We start from the raw sequence: 20,526 nt of genomic DNA on the forward strand, positions 1-20,526 counted from the left end.
GGCCCGCGGGCCGACCACGCCGGGAGTCAGACGTCCAGGATGCGGGTCGCCGGGACGTACGGCGCACTGCGGTCGTACGGCCGGTGCGGTGGGTGGCAGGCGAGCAGGTTCAGCAGGCGGGGCTGGTCGGCCGGGTCGACGCCGGCGGCGGTGAAGAACTCGTCCACGCCGGTGAACGGGCCGCCGAGTTCGCGCAGGTCGACGGCGCGCGCGACGCCGGCCGGGGTGAGGCCGGGCAGGACGGTCAGCTCGTCCGCGGTCGCCGCGTTGACGTCCACCCGGTCGACGAACGTGGGCGGCCGGGTGCCGGGCGGCATCGGCGGCAGCACCAGCTGGTCGTCGGCGGCGGGCGAGGACGCGGCCGGCAGCGCGGGCATGGCCGAGGGTGTGGGCGGGGCCGGGCGGTCCGGTCGTGGCGCGGCCATCGGCCAGAACGACGGTGACTCGTCGTGACGGGGCGGTGGGGCTTCGGAACCGGTAAAACGCTGCCACCAACTCACCGCGACGACCCTCCGAGACGCAGACCGGCCAGAGATCAGAACTCTACGGCGCGGCCGTTGCCGGTGCCCATGTCCCAGTCCTCCGGCGCGGTCGCGGCGACCGCGCGGTCGGCGGCCCAGGAGCGGATCGCGGTTATCCGTTCCGCCTGCGTCACGCTGAGTGGCACCGTGTTGGTGACGGCGCGCACCAGGTCCTCGCGCTCCAGCGGGCGGCGCTGCGCGAACGCGTCGTAGAGCGCGGAGACCACGGCCTGTTCGATCTCGGCGCCGGAGAAGCCGTCGGTGAGCTTGGTGAGCTCGGTCAGCAGCGACGGCGTGAGGTCGAGCCGGCCGGCGACGGCGGGACGGCTGAGGCGGCGGGTGAGGTGGACGGTCCAGATCGCGGTGCGTTCCGGGCCGGTGGGCAGGTCGACGAAGAAGATCTCGTCGAAGCGTCCCTTGCGGAGCAGTTCGGCGGGGAGGCGGGCGATGTCGTTCGCGGTGGCCATGACGAAGACCGGGCGGGTCTTCTCCTGCAGCCAGGTGAGGAACGTGCCGAAGACCCGGGCGCCGGTGCCGGTGTTGTCGCCGGCGCCGGCGCCCGACGCCGCGAGCCCTTTCTCGATCTCGTCGACCCAGAGCACGCAGGGCGACGTGGCCTCGGCCGCGCGGATCGCGGTGCGCATGTTCTGCTCGGACGAGCCGACCAGCCCGCTGAACACGCGGCCCATGTCGAGCCGGAGCAACGGCAGGCCCCAGCCGGCCGCGACCGCCTTCGCGGTGAGCGACTTGCCGCAGCCGGGCACGCCGGTGATCAGCACGCCGCGCGGGGCGGGCAGGCCCCAGGCGGCGGCCTCGTCGAGCCAGGTGCCGTCGCGGCGCAGCAGCCAGCGCTTCAGGTTCTCCAGGCCGCCGACGTCGGCCAGGCCGGTGTGCGGCTCGACGAACTCCAGCAGGCCGGACTTGCGTACCGCCTGGCGCTTCTCCTCGTGGACGACCGCGAGGTCGGCCGGGGTCAGCACCGCGTCGTCGACCATGGCGCGGGCGAACGCGTTCTCCGCCTCGTGCAGCGTCAGCCCGAGCGCGGCCTTCGCGAAGCGCTCCCGGTCGCCGGGGGTGAGCGTGACCGTGATCCGGCCGGTCGCCACGTTGTCGTCGATCATGCGGTCCAGCAGCGCCCGGATCTCGGTCTCGGCCGGGAGCGGGAAGTCCAGGATGGAGACCTCCCGCTCCAGGTCGTGCGGGATGTGCAGGGCGGGCGCGAGGATGATCAGCGTGCGCGGGACCGGGCCGGCCCGGAACGCGACCGCGACGTCGCGGAGCAGCCGGACGACCGCGGGGCCGAGCGTGCCGTGCAGGTCGCAGAAGACGAAGACGCTCGGCTCCTCGGTGCGCAGCGCGGCGACGAGCGCGTCCTCCGGGTCGACCGCGCCGCGCCGGGCGCTGCCGTCCGGCTGGATCAGTCCGCTCGTCGGCGACCAGGTGAGCAGCGCACGCGGGGTACGGACCAGTTCCGGGTCCCGGGCGACCGCGGCGATTTCGGCGAGCGCGCGATGCTCCTCGTAGGACTCGACGTACAGAATCGGGATTCTGGCGCGGAATGCCTGCGAGAGGTCACCCCGAAATCCGACGGATGCCATCGATTTACCTCCCCGCGGACATCGGACCGGCAGAAGGTTAGCAATCAACCGAAAGCCTGTTGCCGATCAGCACCGTGTCCCGTTATTGTGCATCGATTTTCCAGGGAACTTTCAGCTAGGAGATACCAGAATCATGTCCACCACCCCCGTCGCCGCCGGTCAGAAGTCCTGGGTCGTCGCCATCCTGCTCTGCCTCTTCCTCGGCACGCTGGGCGTTCACCGCTTCTACGTCGGCAAGATCGGCACCGGCATCCTGATGCTGATCACCCTCGGCGGCTTCGGCATCTGGACCCTGATCGACCTGATCATGATCATCGTCGGCAAGTTCTCCGACAAGCAGGGTCTCCCGCTCGCCCGCTGAGCCGTCGTGATCGGCCCCCGGGGTTTTCCCCGGGGGCCGATCCGTCTCCGCCACCGAAGATCGTCGGTACGATGCGGGTCAGGGTTCCGGCGCGTGGCGGAGGCGACGATGGTGTTGGTGAACGGACCGGTGGTCGTCGGGCTCGACAACGGCGGCACCGCGAACAACGCGACCATCCTGACCGCGGCCGGTGAGTTCCTGGTCGACCGGATGGTGGAGATCCCCAGCCGGGTCAAGGAAGGCCCGGAGCCGGCCGTCACCGCGCTCGCCGACGCGCTCGACAACATCCTGGCCGTCACCGGCGTACCGCGCGAGGCGGTCGTCGCGGTCGGGCTGGACACGCCCGGCCCCGCCACCGCGGACGGCGTGATCTCGCAGAAGGGCTCGACGAACTTCTCCGAGCCCGCCTGGCACGGCTTCGACATCCGCGGCGCGCTCGAGGCCCGGCTCGGTTTGCCGGTCGTCTACCACAACGACGGCAACGCGGCCGCGCTCTACGCCCACCACGTCTACTTCGGCGGCGCCGCCGCGGACACCTCGTCCATCGCCGCGATCGTCGGCACCGGCCTCGGCGGCGGCGTGGTCGAGAACGGGCAGGTCGTCAAGGGTGCCGCGGGCATGGCCGGCGAGCTCGGCCACGTCACCATCCCGCTGCACGGCCTGATCGAGGACGACCAGCCGCTCCCGCTCTGCAACTGCGGCTTCACCGGCGACTCGGAGAGCATCGCGTCGCTCACCGGCATCGCCCAGAACCTCCTTCCCTACTGGCTGTCCCGCTACCCCGACCACCCGCTGCACGCCGAACCGTCCGTCCTGGCCGCCGCGAAGAAGTTGCGCGGCATGGCCGAGGCCGGCGACGAGATGGCGTTGCGCGTCTTCGCCCAGCAGGCCGCCGCGATCGGCCGCCTCTTCACGGTCGCCGCCAACTTCACCGACCCGCACGCCTACTTCGTCGGCGGCGGCGTCGTCGAGACCCAGCCGCACTTCCGCGAGTGGTTCATCAAGACCGTCCGCGAGCACACGCTGCTGCGCGCGGAACAGGCCGCCGTGGCGACGTTCGCGTTGGTCCCGGACCTGGACATGGCCGGGGCCCGGGGCGCCGCGATCGCGGCGCTGGAACGCCACCTGCCGGGCGAATAAACCATTCCGGATTTTCCCGCTCCCGGCGTGGTGCGGCCCGCATGCTCCCGCGGGCACCGGTCGTCGCCGGCGCTCCTCCCTGCCGGTTCCGATGCTGGTTCCGAAAAACCGCGGGCCGCTCAGGCGACGGCGGTGCCCTCCAGTTCGACCAGCTGCCCCGGGATCGCCAGCCGGGTCACGCCGAGCATCGTGGTGGCCGGTGCCACCCCGGCGGCGGCCAGCCGTGCCGCCAGCACGCCGTAGTGCGGGAACAGCAGATCGACGTCCGTGGTGTAGACGGTGAGCCGGACCAGGTTCGCCAGCGACATGCCGGCCCCGACCAGTACCGCCTCCAGATTGTCCAGGCTGAGCGCGAGCTGCGCCGCCATGTCACCGTCGTGCCGCGGCCGGCCGTCGGCGTCCATCGCGGTCTGCCCGGAGCAGTACAGCGTCCGGGTCTGCCCGGTGACCATCTCGCCCTGGTTGAACCCCAGCTCCGCCGACCACGTCACCGGGTTGACCGCCACGCGTTCCACTGCCACATCGACTCCGTCCGTCCCGTCGGCGCGGCCTCTGCCGCCGCCGTCCGGAATGCAGCCTGCCGGTAAATCACGCCATCCTCTGTCACATATCTCGGTAGAGTCGCCGGATGCGCGCCGATCGACTGGTCTCGCTGGTCCTGCTGCTGCGCCGACACGGGCGGATGACCGCCGACGCGCTGGCCCGCGAGCTGGAGGTGTCCACCCGCACCGTGCTGCGCGACATCGAAGCGCTCTCCACCGCCGGCGTCCCGGTCTACGCCGAACGCGGCCGGTACGGCGGGTACGCGCTGCTGCCCGGCTTCCGTACCGAACTGACCGGGCTGAACCACGACGAGACACTCGCGCTGCTGGCCGCCGGATCGAGCCGCCGTGAGCGGGCGTTCGGCCTCGGCCCGGCACTCGCCTCGGCCGTCCGCAAGGTCGTCGACGCGCTGCCCGACGGCCACCTGGCCACCGCCGACGAGGCCGCCCGGCGCTTCCTGGTCGAACCGGAGGTCGACCTGCTCTCCCGCCGCCCCGTCACCGAGGACGTGCCGGACACGACGATGGCCGAGGTCCGGCGCGCGGTGCTGGCCGGGCGCCGGTTGCGGCTGCTGTACGCGGCGACCGGCGAGCCGCCCCGATGGCGCACCGTGGACCCCGTCGGCCTGGTCACCGTGCGGGACCGCGCCTACCTGCTGGCCACGAGGTCCGGCGACGACCGCACCTACCGGATGTCCCGGGTGCGGGCCGCCGCATGCCTCCCCGAACCGGCGGACCGACCCGACCACGTCGACCTGGACCGGCTCTGGCGCGACCGCTGCGCCCGGTTCCTCGCCGACGGCCACCTCACCGTGCTGGCCCGCGTCGACCCGGCACACCGCGAGGCCCTGGTGAACACCGCGGTGGCCGTCCGCGCCGAACTCCCCGGCCCCGACGGCTGGCCGCACCTCGAACTGACCTACCAGGACGCCTGGCACGCCGAGTGGGCACTGTGGCAGTTCGGCACGCACGCCGAGGCCCTGTCCCCACCGTCCCTGCGCACCGCCCTGCACACCCGCGCCACCACAATCGCCAGCCGGTACGAGTAGCCGTCGACGCGGCCGCACCCGCCGGTGGGCGCACCCGGTCAGGGTGGGGTGAGCTCGGCGGTGTGGGACTCGGCGAGGTCGGGACGTTCGTGATACTGGGCGGGTGTGTTCTGGAGCAGCGCGACACGCCAGCCGGCGGGACCGTGGACGGCGATCAGGGACTGGACCGCGTTCAGGGCCGGATGCGGCACCTCGGCGCCGGGAGGCAGCATGCCGGTGATCGCCCGGAGCAGCGCCACCCGGTCGGACAGGGCGTGCACGTCGCGAACCTTCCAGACGTAGGTGGCGGTGGCGTGGCCGGAGAAGATCGGGCGCAGGTGTGCCTCGATCTCCGGGGCCGGTATCTGACTGCCGTCGAAGCCGATCAGGTGGCCGCCGGGTGCGAATCGTGCGGCGAAGGCGGCGGCGTCGCGGTCGTTCCAGGCGGTGAGCACGGCGGTGTGCAGCGCGGTCACGGCCTCCTCGAAAGCCTCCATCTGCCGATGGTGACACCCCCGCACACCGGCTTGCCCCCGAACCCCGGATCGCGGCCACCACGGCGGCACCGGGCCGGGCGGCGAGGTTCCGCACGACCCGGTGCCACACCGGCGGAGAAGCAGCCAGGAATGTCGTCAGTCGTCGACACCCGGTACCCGACGGCGGGCTGATACCCGGCATCCGGCAGCGGGCTGATACCCGGGCATCCGGTGCCCGGTGGTGACCGATACCCGCCGGTGGCGAGTGCCCGGCGGCGGCCGGTCAGTACCCGCCGGCGGCCAGTGCGCGGCGGCGGCCGGTACCGCCGTTGGCCAGTGCCCGGCGGCGGCCGTGCCCGGCTGCTGAAGTAGCTGGCGGCAGTGGCAGGGGGCACCAAGTTGACCTTGCCCTGTGCCTGCGGCATAGCAGCGCAGACCCGCCGACCCGACACGAGCCTCTATAACCGATATTTCCGCATAACAGGATGACCATCGCCGCTTCAGCGTGACGATCATCCGGCAGTGCCGACGCGAACGATCATTGACCGATGCGAAAAGCACCGCCAAGAGGCCTGTTGACCTCTTTTTCGCATCGGTCAATGATCGCGGCGGCCATTGAGCGCCATGCGAAGACCGGTCACGAAATTCACGCGTCGAGCGTCTGCGCGGACTCGACGCACGTCACCGACAGCGTAGCCACCTTATGGTGAAATTTCGGGCACGGCCGCCCGGCACGGCCAACCGGCACAGCCGCCCGGCACGGCCAACCGGCACGGGTGCCCGGCGTGGGTGCCGGGCGTGGGTGCCGGGCGAGGCAGGGAGCGCCGCTAGGCGGTGGCCGTGGGTGACGCCGGTTCGGTTCCGGCGGTGGGGTTCGGTCGGCGTTCCTCGCGCAGGTGGCGGACGAGCCGGACGATGAACCAGATCGAGAACGCCAGCATCAGCGGTGCGCCGGGGATGCGGGTGAAGTAGGCCAGGCCGGTGCCGTCCGGCATGATCAGGAACAGGCCGCCGACCGTGACGAACGTGATGCCGAGCAGGCCGCGACCGGATGCGGCGGCGATCGCGAGGAGCGCGATCGGCCAGGTCATGTACCAGATGTTGACGACCGGGGAGAGCGCGAGCGTGGCCGCGAGCGCGAGGCCGGCGTGGTGCAGCACCGTCGCGTCGGTCTGCTCGCGGCGGGCCCGCCACCAGATCGCGATCAGCACCGGGACCAGCAGGATCAGGGCGACGACGCGGAAGAACCCGTAGACCTTGGTCTTGATGCCGACCATGCGGATCAGCCACTCGACGGTCAGGCCGGCGGCGGTCGGCGGTGACTGCCAGACCACTGAGTCGCCGGTGCTGGAGAGCGCGGCCAGCCACCCGAAGTCGAGCCCGGCCGCGAGCGTGGTGCCGGCCAGCGCGGCCACGGCGCCGCCGGTGAGCACGGCCGCGACCGGCCAGAGCGCGCGCCAGCGGAACGGGGCGCCGATCGCGAGCAGCGCGGCGAACGGCAGCACGACCAGTGCGGTGCCCTTGACGCCGACGGACAGGCCGATCAGCGCGCCGGCGGCGGCCAGCCGGAGCCACCACGCGGCGTCGCGGGTGGTGGCGGGGCGGGGCGTGACCGCGAGGCCGGCGAGGAACAGGCCGAGCATCAGCGCGTCGTTGTGCGAGCCGGACAGCAGGTGCACGCCGACCAGCGGCGTGGCCAGGCCGAACCAGAGTGCGCGGGCCGGGTCGGCACCGGCCCGGCGGGCCAGCGCGGGCAGGCTGACCGCGGCGAGGACCAGGCCGAGCACCGCGGCGGCCCGGAACCCGGCGATCGAGGCCCACAGCGTGCCGGTGACGTGCGCGACCAGGCCGGCGACCGCCATGAAGACCGCGCCGTACGGTGCCGGGGTCTCCCGCCACATCGGCGTCACCAGGTCCAGCCACTCGCAGGGCAGTGCGGCGACGCCGTTGCGGTACGGATCGATCCCGGCCGCGAAGATCTCCCCCTGGCACGAGTACGGGTAGACGTCCCGGCTGGCCAGCGGCGGCGCGACGAGCAGCGGCAGCGACCACAGCGCCGCCGTCACCGCGACCCAGCGCACGGTCAGCTCGCCGGCCCGGGCCCGCCACCAGGCGAGCAGCAGCAGGAGCACGCCGCCGAAGTACAGCAGGACCGAGGCCGGCCCGTTCTCGGACAGCCAGATCGTGCGCGGTGAGACCCACTCCGGCTGCGGCACCGGCAGCGCGCCGCCGAGGAACGCCGCGACACCGAGCATCACCGCACCGGCGAACCCGGACCAGCGTGCCACCGTCAGCAGTGCGAGCGGCTTCTTCACATCGGGCGGTGCGATGGTCACGGTGAAATCGCTTCCAGTTCGTCGTCGGGACGGCCGCCAGAAAGGCTAAGCCACCGCCGCCGGGCGCACCGGCCCGCCATGAGTAACGACACTGATCACGAGTCGAGCACGCGTTCGGTGGCCGCCCGCGCCCGCCGGGTGGTGCGCAGGTACTCGTCGACGAACTCCTGCGGGTCGTGCGCGCCCAGCAGCTGGACCACGCCGGCCAGTTCCGGGCCGTGCCGGGGCAGCTGGTCGGTGGGCCGGCCGCGGACCAGCGTGAGCGCGTTGCGTACCTCGGCCGCGAGCGTCCAGCCGGCGCGCAGCGCGGCCGTGTCCGCCGCGTCGACCAGCCCGGCGCCGTGTGCCGCGTCGAGCGCGTCCAGCGTCCGGGTGGAGCGCAGTCCCGGCACCGCGTGCGCGTGCCGGAGCTGGAGCAGCTGCACGGCCCACTCGACGTCCGCGAGCCCGCCGCGCCCGAGCTTGGTGTGGGTGGCCGGGTCGGCGCCGCGGGGCAGCCGCTCGTTCTCCACCCGGGCCTTGATCCGGCGGATCTCGGTGACCTGCTCCCGGCTGAGCCCGCCGTCCGGGTAGCGCAGCGTGTCGGCCAGCGCCAGGAACTCGGCGCCGAGTGCCTGGTCGCCGCAGACGTACCGGGCGCGCAGCAGCGCCTGTGCCTCCCAGATCTTCGACCAGCGGTCGTAGTACGAGCGGTACGCGGCGAGGCTGCGTACCAGCGGGCCCTGTCGTCCTTCGGGGCGCAGGTCCGCGTCGATGCCGAGCGGCGGGTCGTGCGCGGGCATGCCGAGCAGCCGGCGCAGTTCCTCCGCGATCGCGTGCGCGGCGGCCGCGTCCCCGCCGTCGAAGACGAACAGCACGTCCGCGTCCGAGGAGTAGCTCATCTCGTCGCCGCCGAGCCGGCCCATGCCGATGACGGCGAACCGCAGCTCGGCCGGGGCCTTGTGCACCTCGCGGGCGACGCGCACCGCGGCGGCCAGCGTGGCGTCGGTGACCGCGGAGAGGCCGCGCGCTATGTCGAGCAGACCGGCCGGGTTGGCCGGGGCCAGGTCCGCCGCGTTGACCAGGATGTCCGCGCAGGCGAGCCGGAGCAGTTCGCGGCGGCGCAGCGCGCGGACCGCGCCGATCGCCTGGGTGGGGTCGGCGGGCGCGAGGTGGCGCGCGGCCGCGGCGGCGAAGCCGGGTTCGAGCACCTCGCGGTCGCGCGGCGTGAGCTCCGCGTCGTCGGCGAGCAGGCGCAGCGCCTCCGGGTCGCGGGCGAGCAGGTCGGCGGCGTACCGGGACAGGCCGAGCAGCCGGGCGAGGCGGCGTACGACCGGGCCCTCGTCGCGGAGCAGGCGCAGGTACCAGGGGGCGCTGCCGAGCTGGTCGGACAGCTGGCGGTAGCTGAGCAGCCCACGGTCCGGTTCGGGCGCGTCGGCCAGCTCCTCCAGCAGCACCGGCAGCAGCGTGCGCTGGATCGAGGCGGTCCGGGACAGTCCGCCGGTGAGCGCCTCGATGTGCCGCAGCGCGCCGGCCGGGTCGGCGTAGCCGAGCACCTGGAGGCGGCGGCGGGCCGACTCCGGGTACATCCGCAGCTGCTCCGCGGGCACCCGGGCGACGGACTCCAGCAGCGGCCGGTAGAGCAGCTTGGCGTGCAGGCGGCGGACGCCGGCCGCGTGCGCGACCCAGTCCGCGCGGAACGCCTCGACCACGTCCCGGCCGGGCATCGGCGCGTAGCCGAGCGACTGGGCCAGCCAGCGCTGCGCGTCCGCGCCGTCCGGCACGGTGTGCGTGCGGCTGAGCTGCTGCAGTTGCAGCCGGTGCTCGACCGCGCGCAGGAACCGGTAGCCGCGCAGCAGCGTCTCGCCGTCCTGCCGCCCGACGTAGCCGCCGTTGACCAGCGCGCGCAGTGCCGGGACCGTGCCGCCGACGCGCAGCGACTCGTCCACCCGGCCGTGCACCAGCTGCAGCAGCTGCACCGCGAACTCGATGTCGCGCAGGCCGCCGGGCCCGCGCTTGATCTCCCGGTCCTTCTGCTTCGGCGGGACCTGGTCGATGATCCGGCGGCGCATCTTGCGGATGTCGTCGACCGCCTCCGGGCGCTCGGCCGCGTGCCAGATCAGCGGCCCCAGCTGGGTGAGCCACTCCTCGCCCAGCGCCCGGTCGCCGACCGCGACGCGCGCCTTGAGCAGCGCCTGGAACTCCCAGGTGCGCGCCCAGCGGTGGTAGTAGGCGAGGTGGCTGGCGAGCGTGCGGACCAGCGGGCCACGACCGCCCTCCGGCCGTAGCGCGGCGTCGACCTGCCAGGCGACCTGGCCGCAGATCTCGATCAGCCGGGTCGCGACCACGGTGCCGGCGGACAGGTCCTCGTCGCCGCGGCACACGAAGATCACGTCGACGTCGGAGACGTAGTTCAGCTCGGTCGCGCCGCACTTGCCCATCGCGATCACGGCGAGCGACGGTTCCGCGCCGGGCAGGTCGGCGACCGCCATGTCGTACGCCGCGGCCATCGTCGCGTCGGCCAGCGCGGTGATCGCGGCCATCGTCTGTTCCAGCCCGCGGCCGGCCGTCAGGTCCGCGGCCGCGATCCGCAGCAGCCCGATCCGGTACGCCCGGCGCAGCGTCGCCACCGTCGGTGCGCCGTCCAGGTCGAGCGTGCCGTCCGCGGCCGGCGCGACGCCGTTCTTCTCCGTGCACAGCACGCGCCACCGGCCCGGGTCCGCGACCAGGTCGTCACCGAGCGGGCTGGACGCGCCGAGCACCGCGAACAGCCGCCGGGTCAGCCCCCGGTCCCGGCGCAGCGTGCCGAGCAGGCTCTCGTCGGCCGGCTCGTCGTGGTGCCGGTGCAGGTGCAGCGTCCGGCGCAGCCGGCCGGCCGGCGGGGACGGCACCGGCTCGGGTGCGGGGTTCGCCTCCACGACCCGGTGCAGCTGACGCAGCGCGAGGTTCGGGTCGGCGGTCCGGGACAGCACGGTGAGCAGCTCGCCGGCGACCTCGTCGGCCGGTTCCTGCGTCTCCTGGTTCCACAGGCCGAGGTCGCCGAGCAGGTCGGCGGCCTTCGGCCCGGTGCCGGCCAGCGTGAACCCGTAGCGCGCCAGGCGGGCGCTGGTGGGGCGGGTCATCTACTGGCCCAGCAGCGGCAGCGAGCGGCCGGCGCCGGAGAGCGTGCCGAGTGCGAGCGCGGCGAACCGGGCCGCGAACGGCTGCCAGATCTCCTCCACGTCGGCGAGCGCGGCCACGCAGGCGTCGACCACGTCCTGCGGCGCGTAGCCCAGGTCGGTCAGCACGCCGTCGTCGTTCGTGGCCCATCGGGCGATCATGTCGGCGTCGCACTCGATGTGGAACTGCACGCCCCAGGCCCGGTCGCCGAGCCGGAACGCCTGGTGCGGGAAGCGGGTGGACGCGGCGAGCAGCACCGCGCCGTGCGGCAGCTCGGTGATCTCGTCGACGTGCCACTGCAGCACGTCCGGCAGCAGCGGCACGTACCGGAACAGCGGGTCGGTGTCGGCGGCGTCCCGGCGGCCGATCAGCGCGGGGCCGATCTCCGGCCCGGACGTGCTGGGCGCGACCGTGCCGTTGTGCGCGGTCGCGAGCAGCTGCGCGCCGAGGCAGACCGCGAGCGTCGGCGTCCGGTACCGCACGGCCTTGCGCAGCAGGCTCTCCAGCCGGGGGAACCACGGGGCGCCGGGCGGATAGGCGTGCTGTTCGCCGCCGAGCACCACCAGGGCGGCATAGCCGTCCAGCGTCTCCGGCAGGTCGTCGCCCGCATGGGGACGACGGATCTCGAGTGTCAGGCCCGCCTCGGTCAGCCACTCACCGAGTCGCCGGACGTCGTCCGCAGGATCGTTCTCCACCACCAGCGCCGTACCCACGTATCGAGGCTATCTGTTTCGGCGCGGTTTCCCGCGCCGCGCCGCACTCTGTTTACGGTCGCCGCTGCGCTCCGCCGGCGCCGGGCCTGGTCACGGTCGCGCACGGGCTCACCGCGTTTTGCCGTCGACGCGGGCGAAAGGCGCTTGAATGGAGTTATGAGATCCACTCGCCGGCGGGTGCTCAGTGGGCTGGCGGCGCTCGCCGTGCTCGGCGCGTGCGGCGATCCCCGCCGCGAGGGGACCCCGAAGATCGCGTACCTGGTGCCGGACACCGCCTCGAACTTCTCGGTCGAGCTCGGCCTCGGCTATCAGGCCGGTGCCGCGCGGGTGGCCGGCGTGGAGATGACGGTGTCCGGTCCCCAGGTGGTCGACGGCGCGCGTCAGGCGCAGCAGTTCGAGGAGCTGACGGACGACCGGATCGACGGCATCTCGGTCACCACGCTCTCCCCCGAGCTGCTCGCCCGGCCGATGGCCGCGGCGTCCAAGGCCGGCATCCAGCTGATCGCGGTCGGCGTGCAGCCGCCGCCCTCGTCCGGCGTGCCGCTGCTGGTCGCCAACGACAACTACGAACTGGGCCGGATGCTGGCGGACGAGATCATCGCGCGGCTGCCGGCGGACGTGACCGGGACCGTGGTGCTCGGCACGATCGCGCCCGGCGTGCCGACCATGGACTTCCGTACCCAGGGCATGCGGGACCGGTTCGTCGAGAAACTGCCCCGGGTGACGGTCACCGGGCCGTACGACACCGCGCAGGACGTGCCCGCGAACCGGGCCGCGTGGGCGCGGCTGGCCACCGCGAACCCGAACGCGCTGGCGTTCCTCGGCAACGGCGACCCGGACGCGTTCAACCTGGCGTCGGTCCGGGCCGAGATGCGGGGCCGCTGGCTGACCGGCGCGTTCGACCTGGACACGCAGTCGCTGACCGGGGTACGGGACGGGCACCTCACCGCGCTCGTCTCGCCGGAGCACTACCTGAAGGCCGCGGTCGCCGCCTGGATCCAGGCCGAGCACGCGAAGAGCGGCGACCCGCTGCCGGAGGGCTGGATCTACGTCCCCGGCCTGACGGTCACCGCGGAGAACGTGGAGTCGGTCATCATCCGCCAGGCGTCCGCGGAGGCGCGGGCCGGCCAGCTCGGCGCGCAGGTCGAGCAGCTCATGGCGGCCGCCCGGTCGGGTCCCCGGCCGATCACCGATGCCCGCTGAGGGGAACGCCTCAGCCCGTGCCGGGCTGGACCGATCGGTACCCCACAGGGCCGCACGAACCGTACGGGAGGTGGGCCGCATGCCGGCGCGGTTCCCCGGCGGGCGCGGCGCCGCCCGGATGGCGATCGCGGGTCTGGCGCTGAGCCTGCTCGCGCTGGCCGCGCTCGCCATGGCCTCGAACCTGGTCATGCAGCGCGCCACGTCCGGCGTCGGCCGGCTCAACCAGATCAGCGACGAGTGGGGCCAGGTCTTCCAGAGCCTGAACGCGGAGCAGGACGCGATGCGCGACTACCTGCGGGCCGGCAGCGACGTCGGGCGCAAGCCGCTCGCCTCGGTGATCGGCGCCGGCGAGCCGAGCCTGCTCTGGCTGGCCACGCACGCGGACGCGGACGACCGTCAGGCGGTGACGGTCGTGCTGCCCGCCTACCGGTCGTACGGCGCGACGCTGCACCGGATGATCGAGCTGGGCGACGGCGAGGCGAGCGCGGAGGTGCAGTTGCAGGCCGCGCAGGCGGACCTGGCGGAGCAGGCGCTGCGGAAGCAGATCACCGCGCAGATGGACCGCACCCGGCTGGAGACCACCGCGTTCCTGGAGGCGGCGGAGACGCAGAACAACCGGTTGCGTACCGCATCGCTGGTCATGATCGTGCTGGTGCTGCTGCCGCTCGGCCTGTCCGCCGCCGTGCTGGTCGGCTACCAGCGGCGGATCGAGCGGCAGGCGGAGGCGAGCCGGTACCAGGCGTTGCACGACCCGCTGACCGGCCTGGCGAACCGGTTGCTGCTGCACGAGCAGACCGACCGGGCGGTACGGGAGGCCGCGCGCCACGACGACCGGATCGCGCTGCTGCTGATCGACCTCAACCGGTTCAAGGAGGTCAACGACACGCTCGGGCACGCGGTCGGCGACCTCCTGCTGCAACGCGTCGCGGAGCGGCTCAAGACCGCGGTCCGCGACTCGGACACGGCCGCGCGCCTCGGCGGCGACGAGTTCGCGGTGCTGCTGCCGCGGCTGTCCACGACCGGCGACGCGCTGCTGGTGGCGCGCCGGATCGCGGACGCGTTCGCCGAACCGATCGTGCTCGACGACGGTCAGGTGCTGCGCAGCCACGGCAGCATCGGCATCTCGATCTACCCGGCGGACGCGGCGGACGCCAGTCAGCTGCTGCAGCACGCGGACATCGCGATGTACGCGGCGAAACGCGCCGGGCTCGGGCCGACGATCTACACGGCCGCACTCGACGAGGAGCCCGCCACGCTGTAACACTTTTCCGCCGCCCGGCGCTGGGACATGAGGGGCCTTCCGCCTCCCGGCAACCGGACATATCAGGCGGGGAGGCGTTGGATGCAGCAACCGGAGGACCTCGACGCCACGCTGCGCGCCGCGCAGTCCGGCGGCGAGGAGGCGTTCCGGCTGCTCTACCGCGTCCAGCAACCGGCCCTGCTGCGCTACCTGCGCGTCCTGGTCGGCGACGACGCCGAGGACGTGGCCTCGGAGGCGTGGCTGCAGATCGCGCGCGACCTGGCCGGGTTCTCCGGCGATTGGGACGGCTTCCGCGGCTGGACCGCGACCATCGCCCGGCACCGCGCCATGGACAGCCTGCGCGCGCAGCGCCGCCGCCCGGTCGCCACGCTGCCGGTCGACGCGCTGCCCGAGCCGCGGCTGACCACCGGCGAGGACGCGGCCGACCGGGCGCTCGAACTGCTCGACACGGAGGCGGCGGTCGCGCTGATCGCCACGCTCCCCCGCGACCAGGCCGAGGCCGTGATGCTGCGCGTGGTGATCGGGCTGGACGCGAAGGCGACCGGCCGGATCCTCGGCAAGCGCGCCGGCGCGGTGCGCACCGCGGCGTACCGGGGACTGCGGACGCTGGCCGAACGCCTCGCACCGGCGGCCCGCCCGGCGCCCCGGGTGACACATTCGGCGACGCCGGCGCTGAGGCAGGTGAGATGAGCGGAGAGAAGATGGATCGCACGGCGCTGTCCCGGGAGGAGAGATCCCGCCTGGACGCGCTGCTCGCCGCCGTCTCCGCGCCCCCGCCGACCGACCGGGAACTGCCCGGCGAGGCCGCCGCGCTGGCCGCGTTCCGGGCCGCGCGGGACGCACCCCCGGCGCCGCGCCGCCGCCGGTCCGCGCTGCGCGACGTGCTGACCCGCGTGCTGACCGCGAAGGTCGCCACGTTCGGTCTGGTCGCCGCGGCCGGGGTGGGCAGCGTCGCGCTGGCCACCGTGGCCGCGCCGTCGCCCGGCGGCGTCGAGGCGCGGCCGGCGCCCGCACCGGCCCGCACGCAGACCACCCGCGCGCTGCCGTCCGCGACCCCGGCCGGCACCCCGGGCACCGCACCGGCGGCCCCGGCACCGGCCGCGCCGCTCGCCGTCCCGTCGCCGTCCACCGGCCGCCAGGCACCGGACCGGGACCAGCCCGGCCCGGGGCAGCTCTGCCGCGAGCTGGGCGACATGGACGACCGGCAGCGCGACCGGGCGCTGCGCGACTACCGCTACCGCGACCTGGTTCGCGACGCGGGCGGCAGCGACCGGGTCGACCGATTCTGCGACGACCGGCGGCGCGACCGATGGCAGCCGTCGACCGACCCCACCGACCCTCGCGACAGCGAGCCCAGCGGCTACCCCAGCGGTGGGCCGAGCACGCCTCCCAGCGTCTCGCCGGCCCCCAAACCCCCGCCGCGGGGGTAGCACCGGCGCCGGCGGGGGTGAACCACGGCAGCGTTCACCCCCGCCGGTCGCCGCACCGACAGCCGTCCCGCGGGCGTCCCTAACCCCGCCCGCGGGACGGCGCCGGCACCCGGGTGCGGAAGGGCGAAGGTCTTTCTTCCCGCGTCCGCCGAGGGCGGGTTCCGCATGCTCCCGCGGGCCCCGGTCGTCGCCGAGGGCTCCTCCCTGCCGGATCCGTGGGCGCACGAACGACGACCCACGGTGGCGGGCGGGCACGAAAAAGCCGCCGGGTCGGCACCCGGCGGCAGCTCGGTTCGGCGCGCGACGTGCGATCTCGACGGCCCTCGGGCCGGTGAGAACGATCGCGGGCCCGGACCGTACGGTCCGGGCCCGGTCGCGGTGGTCTAGAGCGCGCCGAGGTAGCGCTGGCGCTCGTAGGGGGTGACCTCGCGGCGGTACTGCTCCCACTCGCTGCGCTTGTTGCGCAGGAAGAAGTCGAAGACGTGCTCGCCGAGGACCTCGGCGACCAGCTCGGAGCCGGCCATCGCCTCGACCGCCTCGGAGAGGTTCTCCGGCAGCGACTCGTAGCCCATCGCCTTGCGCTCGTCGTTGGACAGCGACCAGACGTCGTCCTCCGCGCCCGGCGGCAGCTCGTAGCCCTCCTCGATGCCCTTCAGGCCGGCACCGAGCATGACCGCGAAGCCGAGGTACGGGTTGACCGCGGAGTCCAGCGACCGGATCTCGACGCGCGCCGAGTTCGGCTTGCCGTACGCGGGGACGCGGACCAGCGCGGAGCGGTTGAGGTGACCCCAGCACACGTACGCCGGGGACTCGGTGATCTGGTTCGGCAGCTGCTGCGGGAAGAGCCGCTTGTACGAGTTGACCCACTGGTTGGTGACCGCGGTGTACTCCCGCGCGTGCACCAGCAGGCCGGCGATGAACGCCTTCGCCACCTTGGACAGCTTCATCGGGTCGCTGGCGTCGTGGAAGACGTTGCGCTCGCCCTCCATCAGCGACAGGTGCGTGTGCATGCCGCTGCCGGGCTGGTCGGTGAACGGCTTCGGCATGAACGTGGCGCGCACGCCGTGCGAGAGCGCCACCTCCTTGATCACGTGCCGGAACGTCATGATGTTGTCGGCCGTGGTGAGCGCGTCCGCGTACCGCAGGTCGATCTCCTGCTGGCCGGGCGCGACCTCGTGGTGGCTGAACTCGACGGAGATGCCGAGCCGCTCCAGCGCGAGCACGGCCTGCCGGCGGAAGTCCCGCGCGACCGCGTGCGTGGTGTGCTCGAAGTAGCCGCCGGTGTCGACCGGCGTGGGGACCGAGCCGTCCAGCGGCCCGTTCTCCAGCAGGAAGAACTCGATCTCCGGGTGCGTGTAGAAGGTGAAGCCCTTCTCCGCGGCCTTGGAGAGCATGCGGCGCAGCACGTGACGCGGGTCGGCCCAGGACGGGCTGCCGTCGGGGAGCAGGATGTCGCAGAACATCCGCGCGCTCTCGCCGCTGACCCCGCCCTCGAACGGGAACACCTGGAACGTGGTCGGGTCCGGCATGGCGACCATGTCGGACTCGAAGACGCGGGCGAAGCCCTCGATCGCCGAGCCGTCGAAGCCGATGCCCTCCTCGAAGGCGGACTCCAGCTCGGCCGGCGCGACCGAGACGCTCTTCAGCGTGCCCAGCACATCCGTGAACCAGAGCCGGACGAATCGGATGTCGCGCTCTTCCAACGTGCGGAGCACGAACTCCTGCTGTCGGTCCACCTCTTTACCCCTCGCAACGACGTGCCTGTTAGTCCCGGACGGCCGCCGGATACGGGGTGCCGACCGCCTGCTGGAGACCTTACGCCCACCTGGGCCGGACGGCCTGGCGCACGGTGCAAACCCCCACCGCAGCGCTCAGCGGCGCCAGTGTCTCCCGGTCCGGTTTCGTACGTGTTACGAGGCATTCGAACACGCCGATCCGGGCGCCGCGCGCGCAACCTGTCCGGCTCGCAGCCGTTGGTACCAATCGGACGGAGGGAGCGCACATGCGACACCTGAGCGGGCGGCCCTTGACGGTCGCCGGCGGTCTGCTGCTCGGCCTGCTGCTCGCCGCCGTCCTGCTGGCGCTGAACGTGATGGGCGTGCACGTGGACGAACGCCCGCCGCCGCGCGCCGCCGCCACCACCACCGGGGCGGGCACGCCGCTCACCGGCAACCAGCCCGAGCTGACCCGCGCGCTGCTGTCCCGCGCGGACCTGGGCGAGCGCTTCACGCCCGCGCCGACGCCGACGGCGGTGACCGCGACCACACGTCCGCCGGAGCCCGCCGCACCGTCCACCACCGCGCCGTCCGCTCCGGCCGCGCGCGCCGAGCGCTGCCGCACGCTGTTCGACGCGCCGTGGGAGCTGGTGCCGGCCGGCCACGCGCTCACCGATCAGGCCATGACGGACCTCAACCCGTCCGGCGGTACGGGTGGGAGCGCGCCGGCCCCGCCGCTGCTGCCCCGGCTGCGGCAGACGCTGTCGCTCTTCGCGGACGACGGCGCCGCGGCCGCGTACGACGCGATCCGCACGTCGGTCGCCGACTGCCGGACGTTCGAGACCACGCTGGAGGACGGCACGTCGGCCACGGTCTCGCTCCACGAGCTGGAGGTGACCGGCGGCGGCGCGGACGGCGCGTACGCGGTCCGGATCACCGCGACCGGCGGGGACCGGACGCTCACCGGCTACCTCGCGGTGGGCCGGGTCGGCCAGATGCTCTCCGTGCTGCGCACGGTCGGCCCGGAGGGGACGGTCGACTCCGGCGACGCGGATCTCACGCTGGATCTCGCGGTCGACAAGATGGAGTTGCTCGACGGCGTGATGGACTCGGACTGAGTCAAACGTGGCCCGGTTAACACTCCCGAATGCGGCGTGACCGGGGTCCGGCAGGGAAAGATGAGCACATGCCCACGTTGCGACTCGCGCTTGCCCAGGTGAACCCGACCGTCGGAGACATTCCGGGAAACGCCGCGCTGGTGCGCCGCTGGACGCGCGCCGCCGCCGACTCCGGTGCCCACCTGGTCGCCTTTCCGGAGATGATGCTGACCGGCTACCCGGTCGAGGACCTGGTCTACCGCGAGTCGTTCGTGGCCGCGTCCCGCGCCGCGCTCGACGCGCTCGCCGCCGACCTGGCCGCGGACGGCCTCGGCGAACTGCCGGTGATCGTGGGCTACCTGGACTCGGACGGCCCGGCCCGGATCCGCGCGGACGCCACCCCCGGCCGCGGCCCGCGCAACGCGTCCGCGGTGCTGCACGGCGGCACGGTCGTCGCCCGCTACTTCAAGCACCACCTGCCCAACTACGGGGTCTTCGACGAGGACCGCTACTTCGTCGCCGGCTCCGAGCTGACCGTGACGCGGATCGCCGGCGTCGACGTGGCGCTCACCATCTGCGAGGACATCTGGCAGGCCGGCGGCCCGTTCGCGGTCGCCCGGGAGGCCCGCGTCGGGCTGGTCGTCAACATCAACGGCTCGCCGTACGAGCTGGACAAGGACGACGTGCGACTGCCGCTGGTGCAGCGCCGCGCGGCCGAGGCCGGCGCCACCGTCGCCTACGTGAACATGGTCGGCGGCCAGGACGAGCTGGTCTTCGACGGCGATTCGATGATCGTGGCCGCGGACGGCACGCTGCTCGCCCGCGCGCCGCAGTTCACCGAGACCATGCTGATCCACGACCTTCCGCTGCCCGCGGCCGGCTCCGCGCCCGCGTCCGCGCCGATCACGACCGGGGAGACTCCCGCCGAGTCCGGTGAGGCGCCCGGCGGCGAGACCACCGGCGCCGGCCGCGCCGAGATGGGCATCGTCCGCGTCGCCGTCTCGGACACCGCGCCGCCGCTCTCCGGCGCCGGCCTGGAGGGCGGCATCGTGGAGCGGTGCGTCCCGGAGGAGGAGATCTGGCGCGCGCTGGTCCTCGGCCTGCGCGACTACGTGGAGAAGAACGGCTTCCCGTCCGTGGTGCTGGGCCTCTCCGGCGGCATCGACTCGGCCGTGGTCGCCACGATCGCGGTCGACGCGCTCGGCGGCCGGCGGGTCACCGGCGTCTCGATGCCCAGCGAGTTCAGCTCCGAGCACTCCCGGGACGACGCGGCCGACCTGGCCAAGCGGCAGGGCGTGGACTACCGGGTGCAGCCGATCGCGCCGATGGTGGACGCGTTCCTGGCCAACCTCACGCTCTCCGGGCTCGCGGTGGAGAACCTCCAGGCCCGGGTGCGCGGCATCACCCTGATGGCGCTCTCCAACCAGGAGGGCCACCTGGTGCTGACCACCGGCAACAAGAGCGAGCTCGCGGTCGGCTACTCCACGCTCTACGGCGACTCGGTCGGCGGCTTCAACCCGATCAAGGACGTGCCGAAGACGCTGGTCTGGAAGCTGGCCCGGTGGCGCAACGAGGAGGCACTGCGCCGCGGCGAGACGCCGCCGATCCCGGAGAACTCGATCTCCAAGCCGCCGAGCGCGGAGCTGCGCCCCGGCCAGCTCGACTCGGACTCGCTGCCGGACTACGACGTGCTGGACGCGATCCTGGACGGATACGTGCACGGCGACCTGGGCCGGGACGGCCTGGTCGCGGCCGGTCACGACCCCGCGGTCGTCGACCGTACGCTGCGGCTGGTCGACATCGCGGAGTACAAGCGCCGCCAGTCCGCCCCCGGCACCAAGATCTCGATCAAGGCGTTCGGTCGGGACCGGCGGCTGCCGATCACCAACCGGTTCCGCGAGAACCCGTAACAATCCATCAACGCGTGTGAAATCTTCCACTACCTCTCCGGACCCGGCGCTCCCGGT

General features: G+C 73.4%; 17 protein-coding genes. 9 read left to right on the forward strand and 8 right to left on the reverse strand.

Features of this window, described 5'->3' with window-relative positions; translation table 11 throughout:
* Positions 1-26 precede the first annotated feature (26 nt).
* Together J2S44_RS09860 and J2S44_RS09865 are read right to left on the reverse strand one after the other, a co-directional pair.
* On the reverse strand, positions 27-377 hold the full coding sequence (locus J2S44_RS09860) for a ComEA family DNA-binding protein (RefSeq protein ID WP_310410994.1): 351 nt from the start codon (positions 375-377) through the stop codon (positions 27-29).
* A 158-nt stretch (positions 378-535) separates the two neighbouring features.
* Positions 536-2,119, reverse strand: coding sequence for a Ycf46 family AAA ATPase (locus J2S44_RS09865; protein ID WP_310410997.1), 1,584 nt, complete (start codon positions 2,117-2,119; stop codon positions 536-538).
* A 133-nt stretch (positions 2,120-2,252) separates the two neighbouring features.
* Between J2S44_RS09865 and J2S44_RS09870 the strand changes: the two genes are divergently transcribed.
* Together J2S44_RS09870 and J2S44_RS09875 are read left to right on the forward strand one after the other, a co-directional pair.
* Positions 2,253-2,480: a TM2 domain-containing protein gene (locus J2S44_RS09870; protein WP_310411000.1), complete on the forward strand. Its 228-nt coding sequence runs from the start codon at positions 2,253-2,255 to the stop codon at positions 2,478-2,480.
* A gap of 108 nt (positions 2,481-2,588) precedes the next feature.
* Entirely contained in the window at positions 2,589-3,620 is a 1,032-nt protein-coding gene (locus tag J2S44_RS09875; protein WP_310411005.1) for an ROK family protein, read from the forward strand.
* Positions 3,621-3,739: 119 nt separating this feature from the next.
* Here J2S44_RS09875 and J2S44_RS09880 read toward each other — a convergent pair whose 3' ends face one another.
* Entirely contained in the window at positions 3,740-4,141 is a 402-nt protein-coding gene (locus J2S44_RS09880; protein ID WP_310411008.1) for a RidA family protein, read from the reverse strand.
* A 107-nt stretch (positions 4,142-4,248) separates the two neighbouring features.
* Between J2S44_RS09880 and J2S44_RS09885 the strand changes: the two genes are divergently transcribed.
* Positions 4,249-5,211 carry a helix-turn-helix transcriptional regulator gene (locus J2S44_RS09885; RefSeq protein WP_310411010.1) on the forward strand — a complete coding sequence of 321 codons (963 nt, stop codon included), beginning with the start codon at positions 4,249-4,251 and terminating at the stop codon, positions 5,209-5,211.
* Between the two features lie 38 nt (positions 5,212-5,249).
* Here the strand turns inward: J2S44_RS09885 and J2S44_RS09890 are convergent, their stop codons facing one another.
* The 4 genes from J2S44_RS09890 to J2S44_RS09905 form a co-directional block, all read right to left on the reverse strand.
* Positions 5,250-5,687, reverse strand: a complete 438-nt coding sequence (locus J2S44_RS09890) for an SgcJ/EcaC family oxidoreductase (protein ID WP_310411013.1) — start codon at positions 5,685-5,687, stop codon at positions 5,250-5,252.
* An 806-nt stretch (positions 5,688-6,493) separates the two neighbouring features.
* Complete coding sequence (gene mptB, locus J2S44_RS09895; RefSeq protein WP_310411015.1) at positions 6,494-8,002, reverse strand: polyprenol phosphomannose-dependent alpha 1,6 mannosyltransferase MptB; 1,509 nt, start codon at positions 8,000-8,002, stop codon at positions 6,494-6,496.
* A gap of 95 nt (positions 8,003-8,097) precedes the next feature.
* Positions 8,098-11,103 (reverse strand): bifunctional [glutamine synthetase] adenylyltransferase/[glutamine synthetase]-adenylyl-L-tyrosine phosphorylase, encoded by a 3,006-nt coding sequence (locus J2S44_RS09900; RefSeq protein ID WP_310411018.1) that lies wholly within the window; start codon positions 11,101-11,103, stop codon positions 8,098-8,100.
* Entirely contained in the window at positions 11,104-11,853 is a 750-nt protein-coding gene (locus J2S44_RS09905; RefSeq protein WP_310411021.1) for a type 1 glutamine amidotransferase, read from the reverse strand.
* 156 nt (positions 11,854-12,009) lie between these two features.
* Here J2S44_RS09905 and J2S44_RS09910 point away from each other — a divergent pair, with 156 nt between their 5' ends.
* The 4 genes from J2S44_RS09910 (at position 12,010) to J2S44_RS09925 (ending at position 15,747) form a co-directional block, all read left to right on the forward strand.
* Complete coding sequence (locus tag J2S44_RS09910; protein WP_310411024.1) at positions 12,010-13,056, forward strand: sugar ABC transporter substrate-binding protein; 1,047 nt, start codon at positions 12,010-12,012, stop codon at positions 13,054-13,056.
* A 79-nt stretch (positions 13,057-13,135) separates the two neighbouring features.
* Positions 13,136-14,317, forward strand: coding sequence for a diguanylate cyclase domain-containing protein (locus tag J2S44_RS09915; protein ID WP_310411027.1), 1,182 nt, complete (start codon positions 13,136-13,138; stop codon positions 14,315-14,317).
* Between the two features lie 81 nt (positions 14,318-14,398).
* Positions 14,399-15,007, forward strand: a complete 609-nt coding sequence (locus tag J2S44_RS09920) for an RNA polymerase sigma factor (RefSeq protein WP_310411030.1) — start codon at positions 14,399-14,401, stop codon at positions 15,005-15,007.
* Between the two features lie 11 nt (positions 15,008-15,018).
* Positions 15,019-15,747, forward strand: a complete 729-nt coding sequence (locus J2S44_RS09925; protein ID WP_310411033.1) for a hypothetical protein — start codon at positions 15,019-15,021, stop codon at positions 15,745-15,747.
* 383 nt (positions 15,748-16,130) lie between these two features.
* Here J2S44_RS09925 and glnA read toward each other — a convergent pair whose 3' ends face one another.
* Positions 16,131-17,483 carry a type I glutamate--ammonia ligase gene (gene glnA / locus J2S44_RS09930; RefSeq protein WP_306826717.1) on the reverse strand — a complete coding sequence of 451 codons (1,353 nt, stop codon included), beginning with the start codon at positions 17,481-17,483 and terminating at the stop codon, positions 16,131-16,133.
* A gap of 266 nt (positions 17,484-17,749) precedes the next feature.
* Between glnA and J2S44_RS09935 the strand changes: the two genes are divergently transcribed.
* Together J2S44_RS09935 and J2S44_RS09940 are read left to right on the forward strand one after the other, a co-directional pair.
* Positions 17,750-18,580: a hypothetical protein gene (locus J2S44_RS09935; RefSeq protein WP_310411036.1), complete on the forward strand. Its 831-nt coding sequence runs from the start codon at positions 17,750-17,752 to the stop codon at positions 18,578-18,580.
* A 68-nt stretch (positions 18,581-18,648) separates the two neighbouring features.
* A complete protein-coding gene (locus tag J2S44_RS09940; RefSeq protein ID WP_310411039.1) occupies positions 18,649-20,469 on the forward strand; it encodes an NAD+ synthase in 1,821 nt (606 codons plus the stop codon).
* The last annotated feature ends 57 nt before the right edge of the window (positions 20,470-20,526 follow it).

This window comes from Catenuloplanes niger, from assembly GCF_031458255.1.
Classification (GTDB): domain Bacteria; phylum Actinomycetota; class Actinomycetes; order Mycobacteriales; family Micromonosporaceae; genus Catenuloplanes; species Catenuloplanes niger.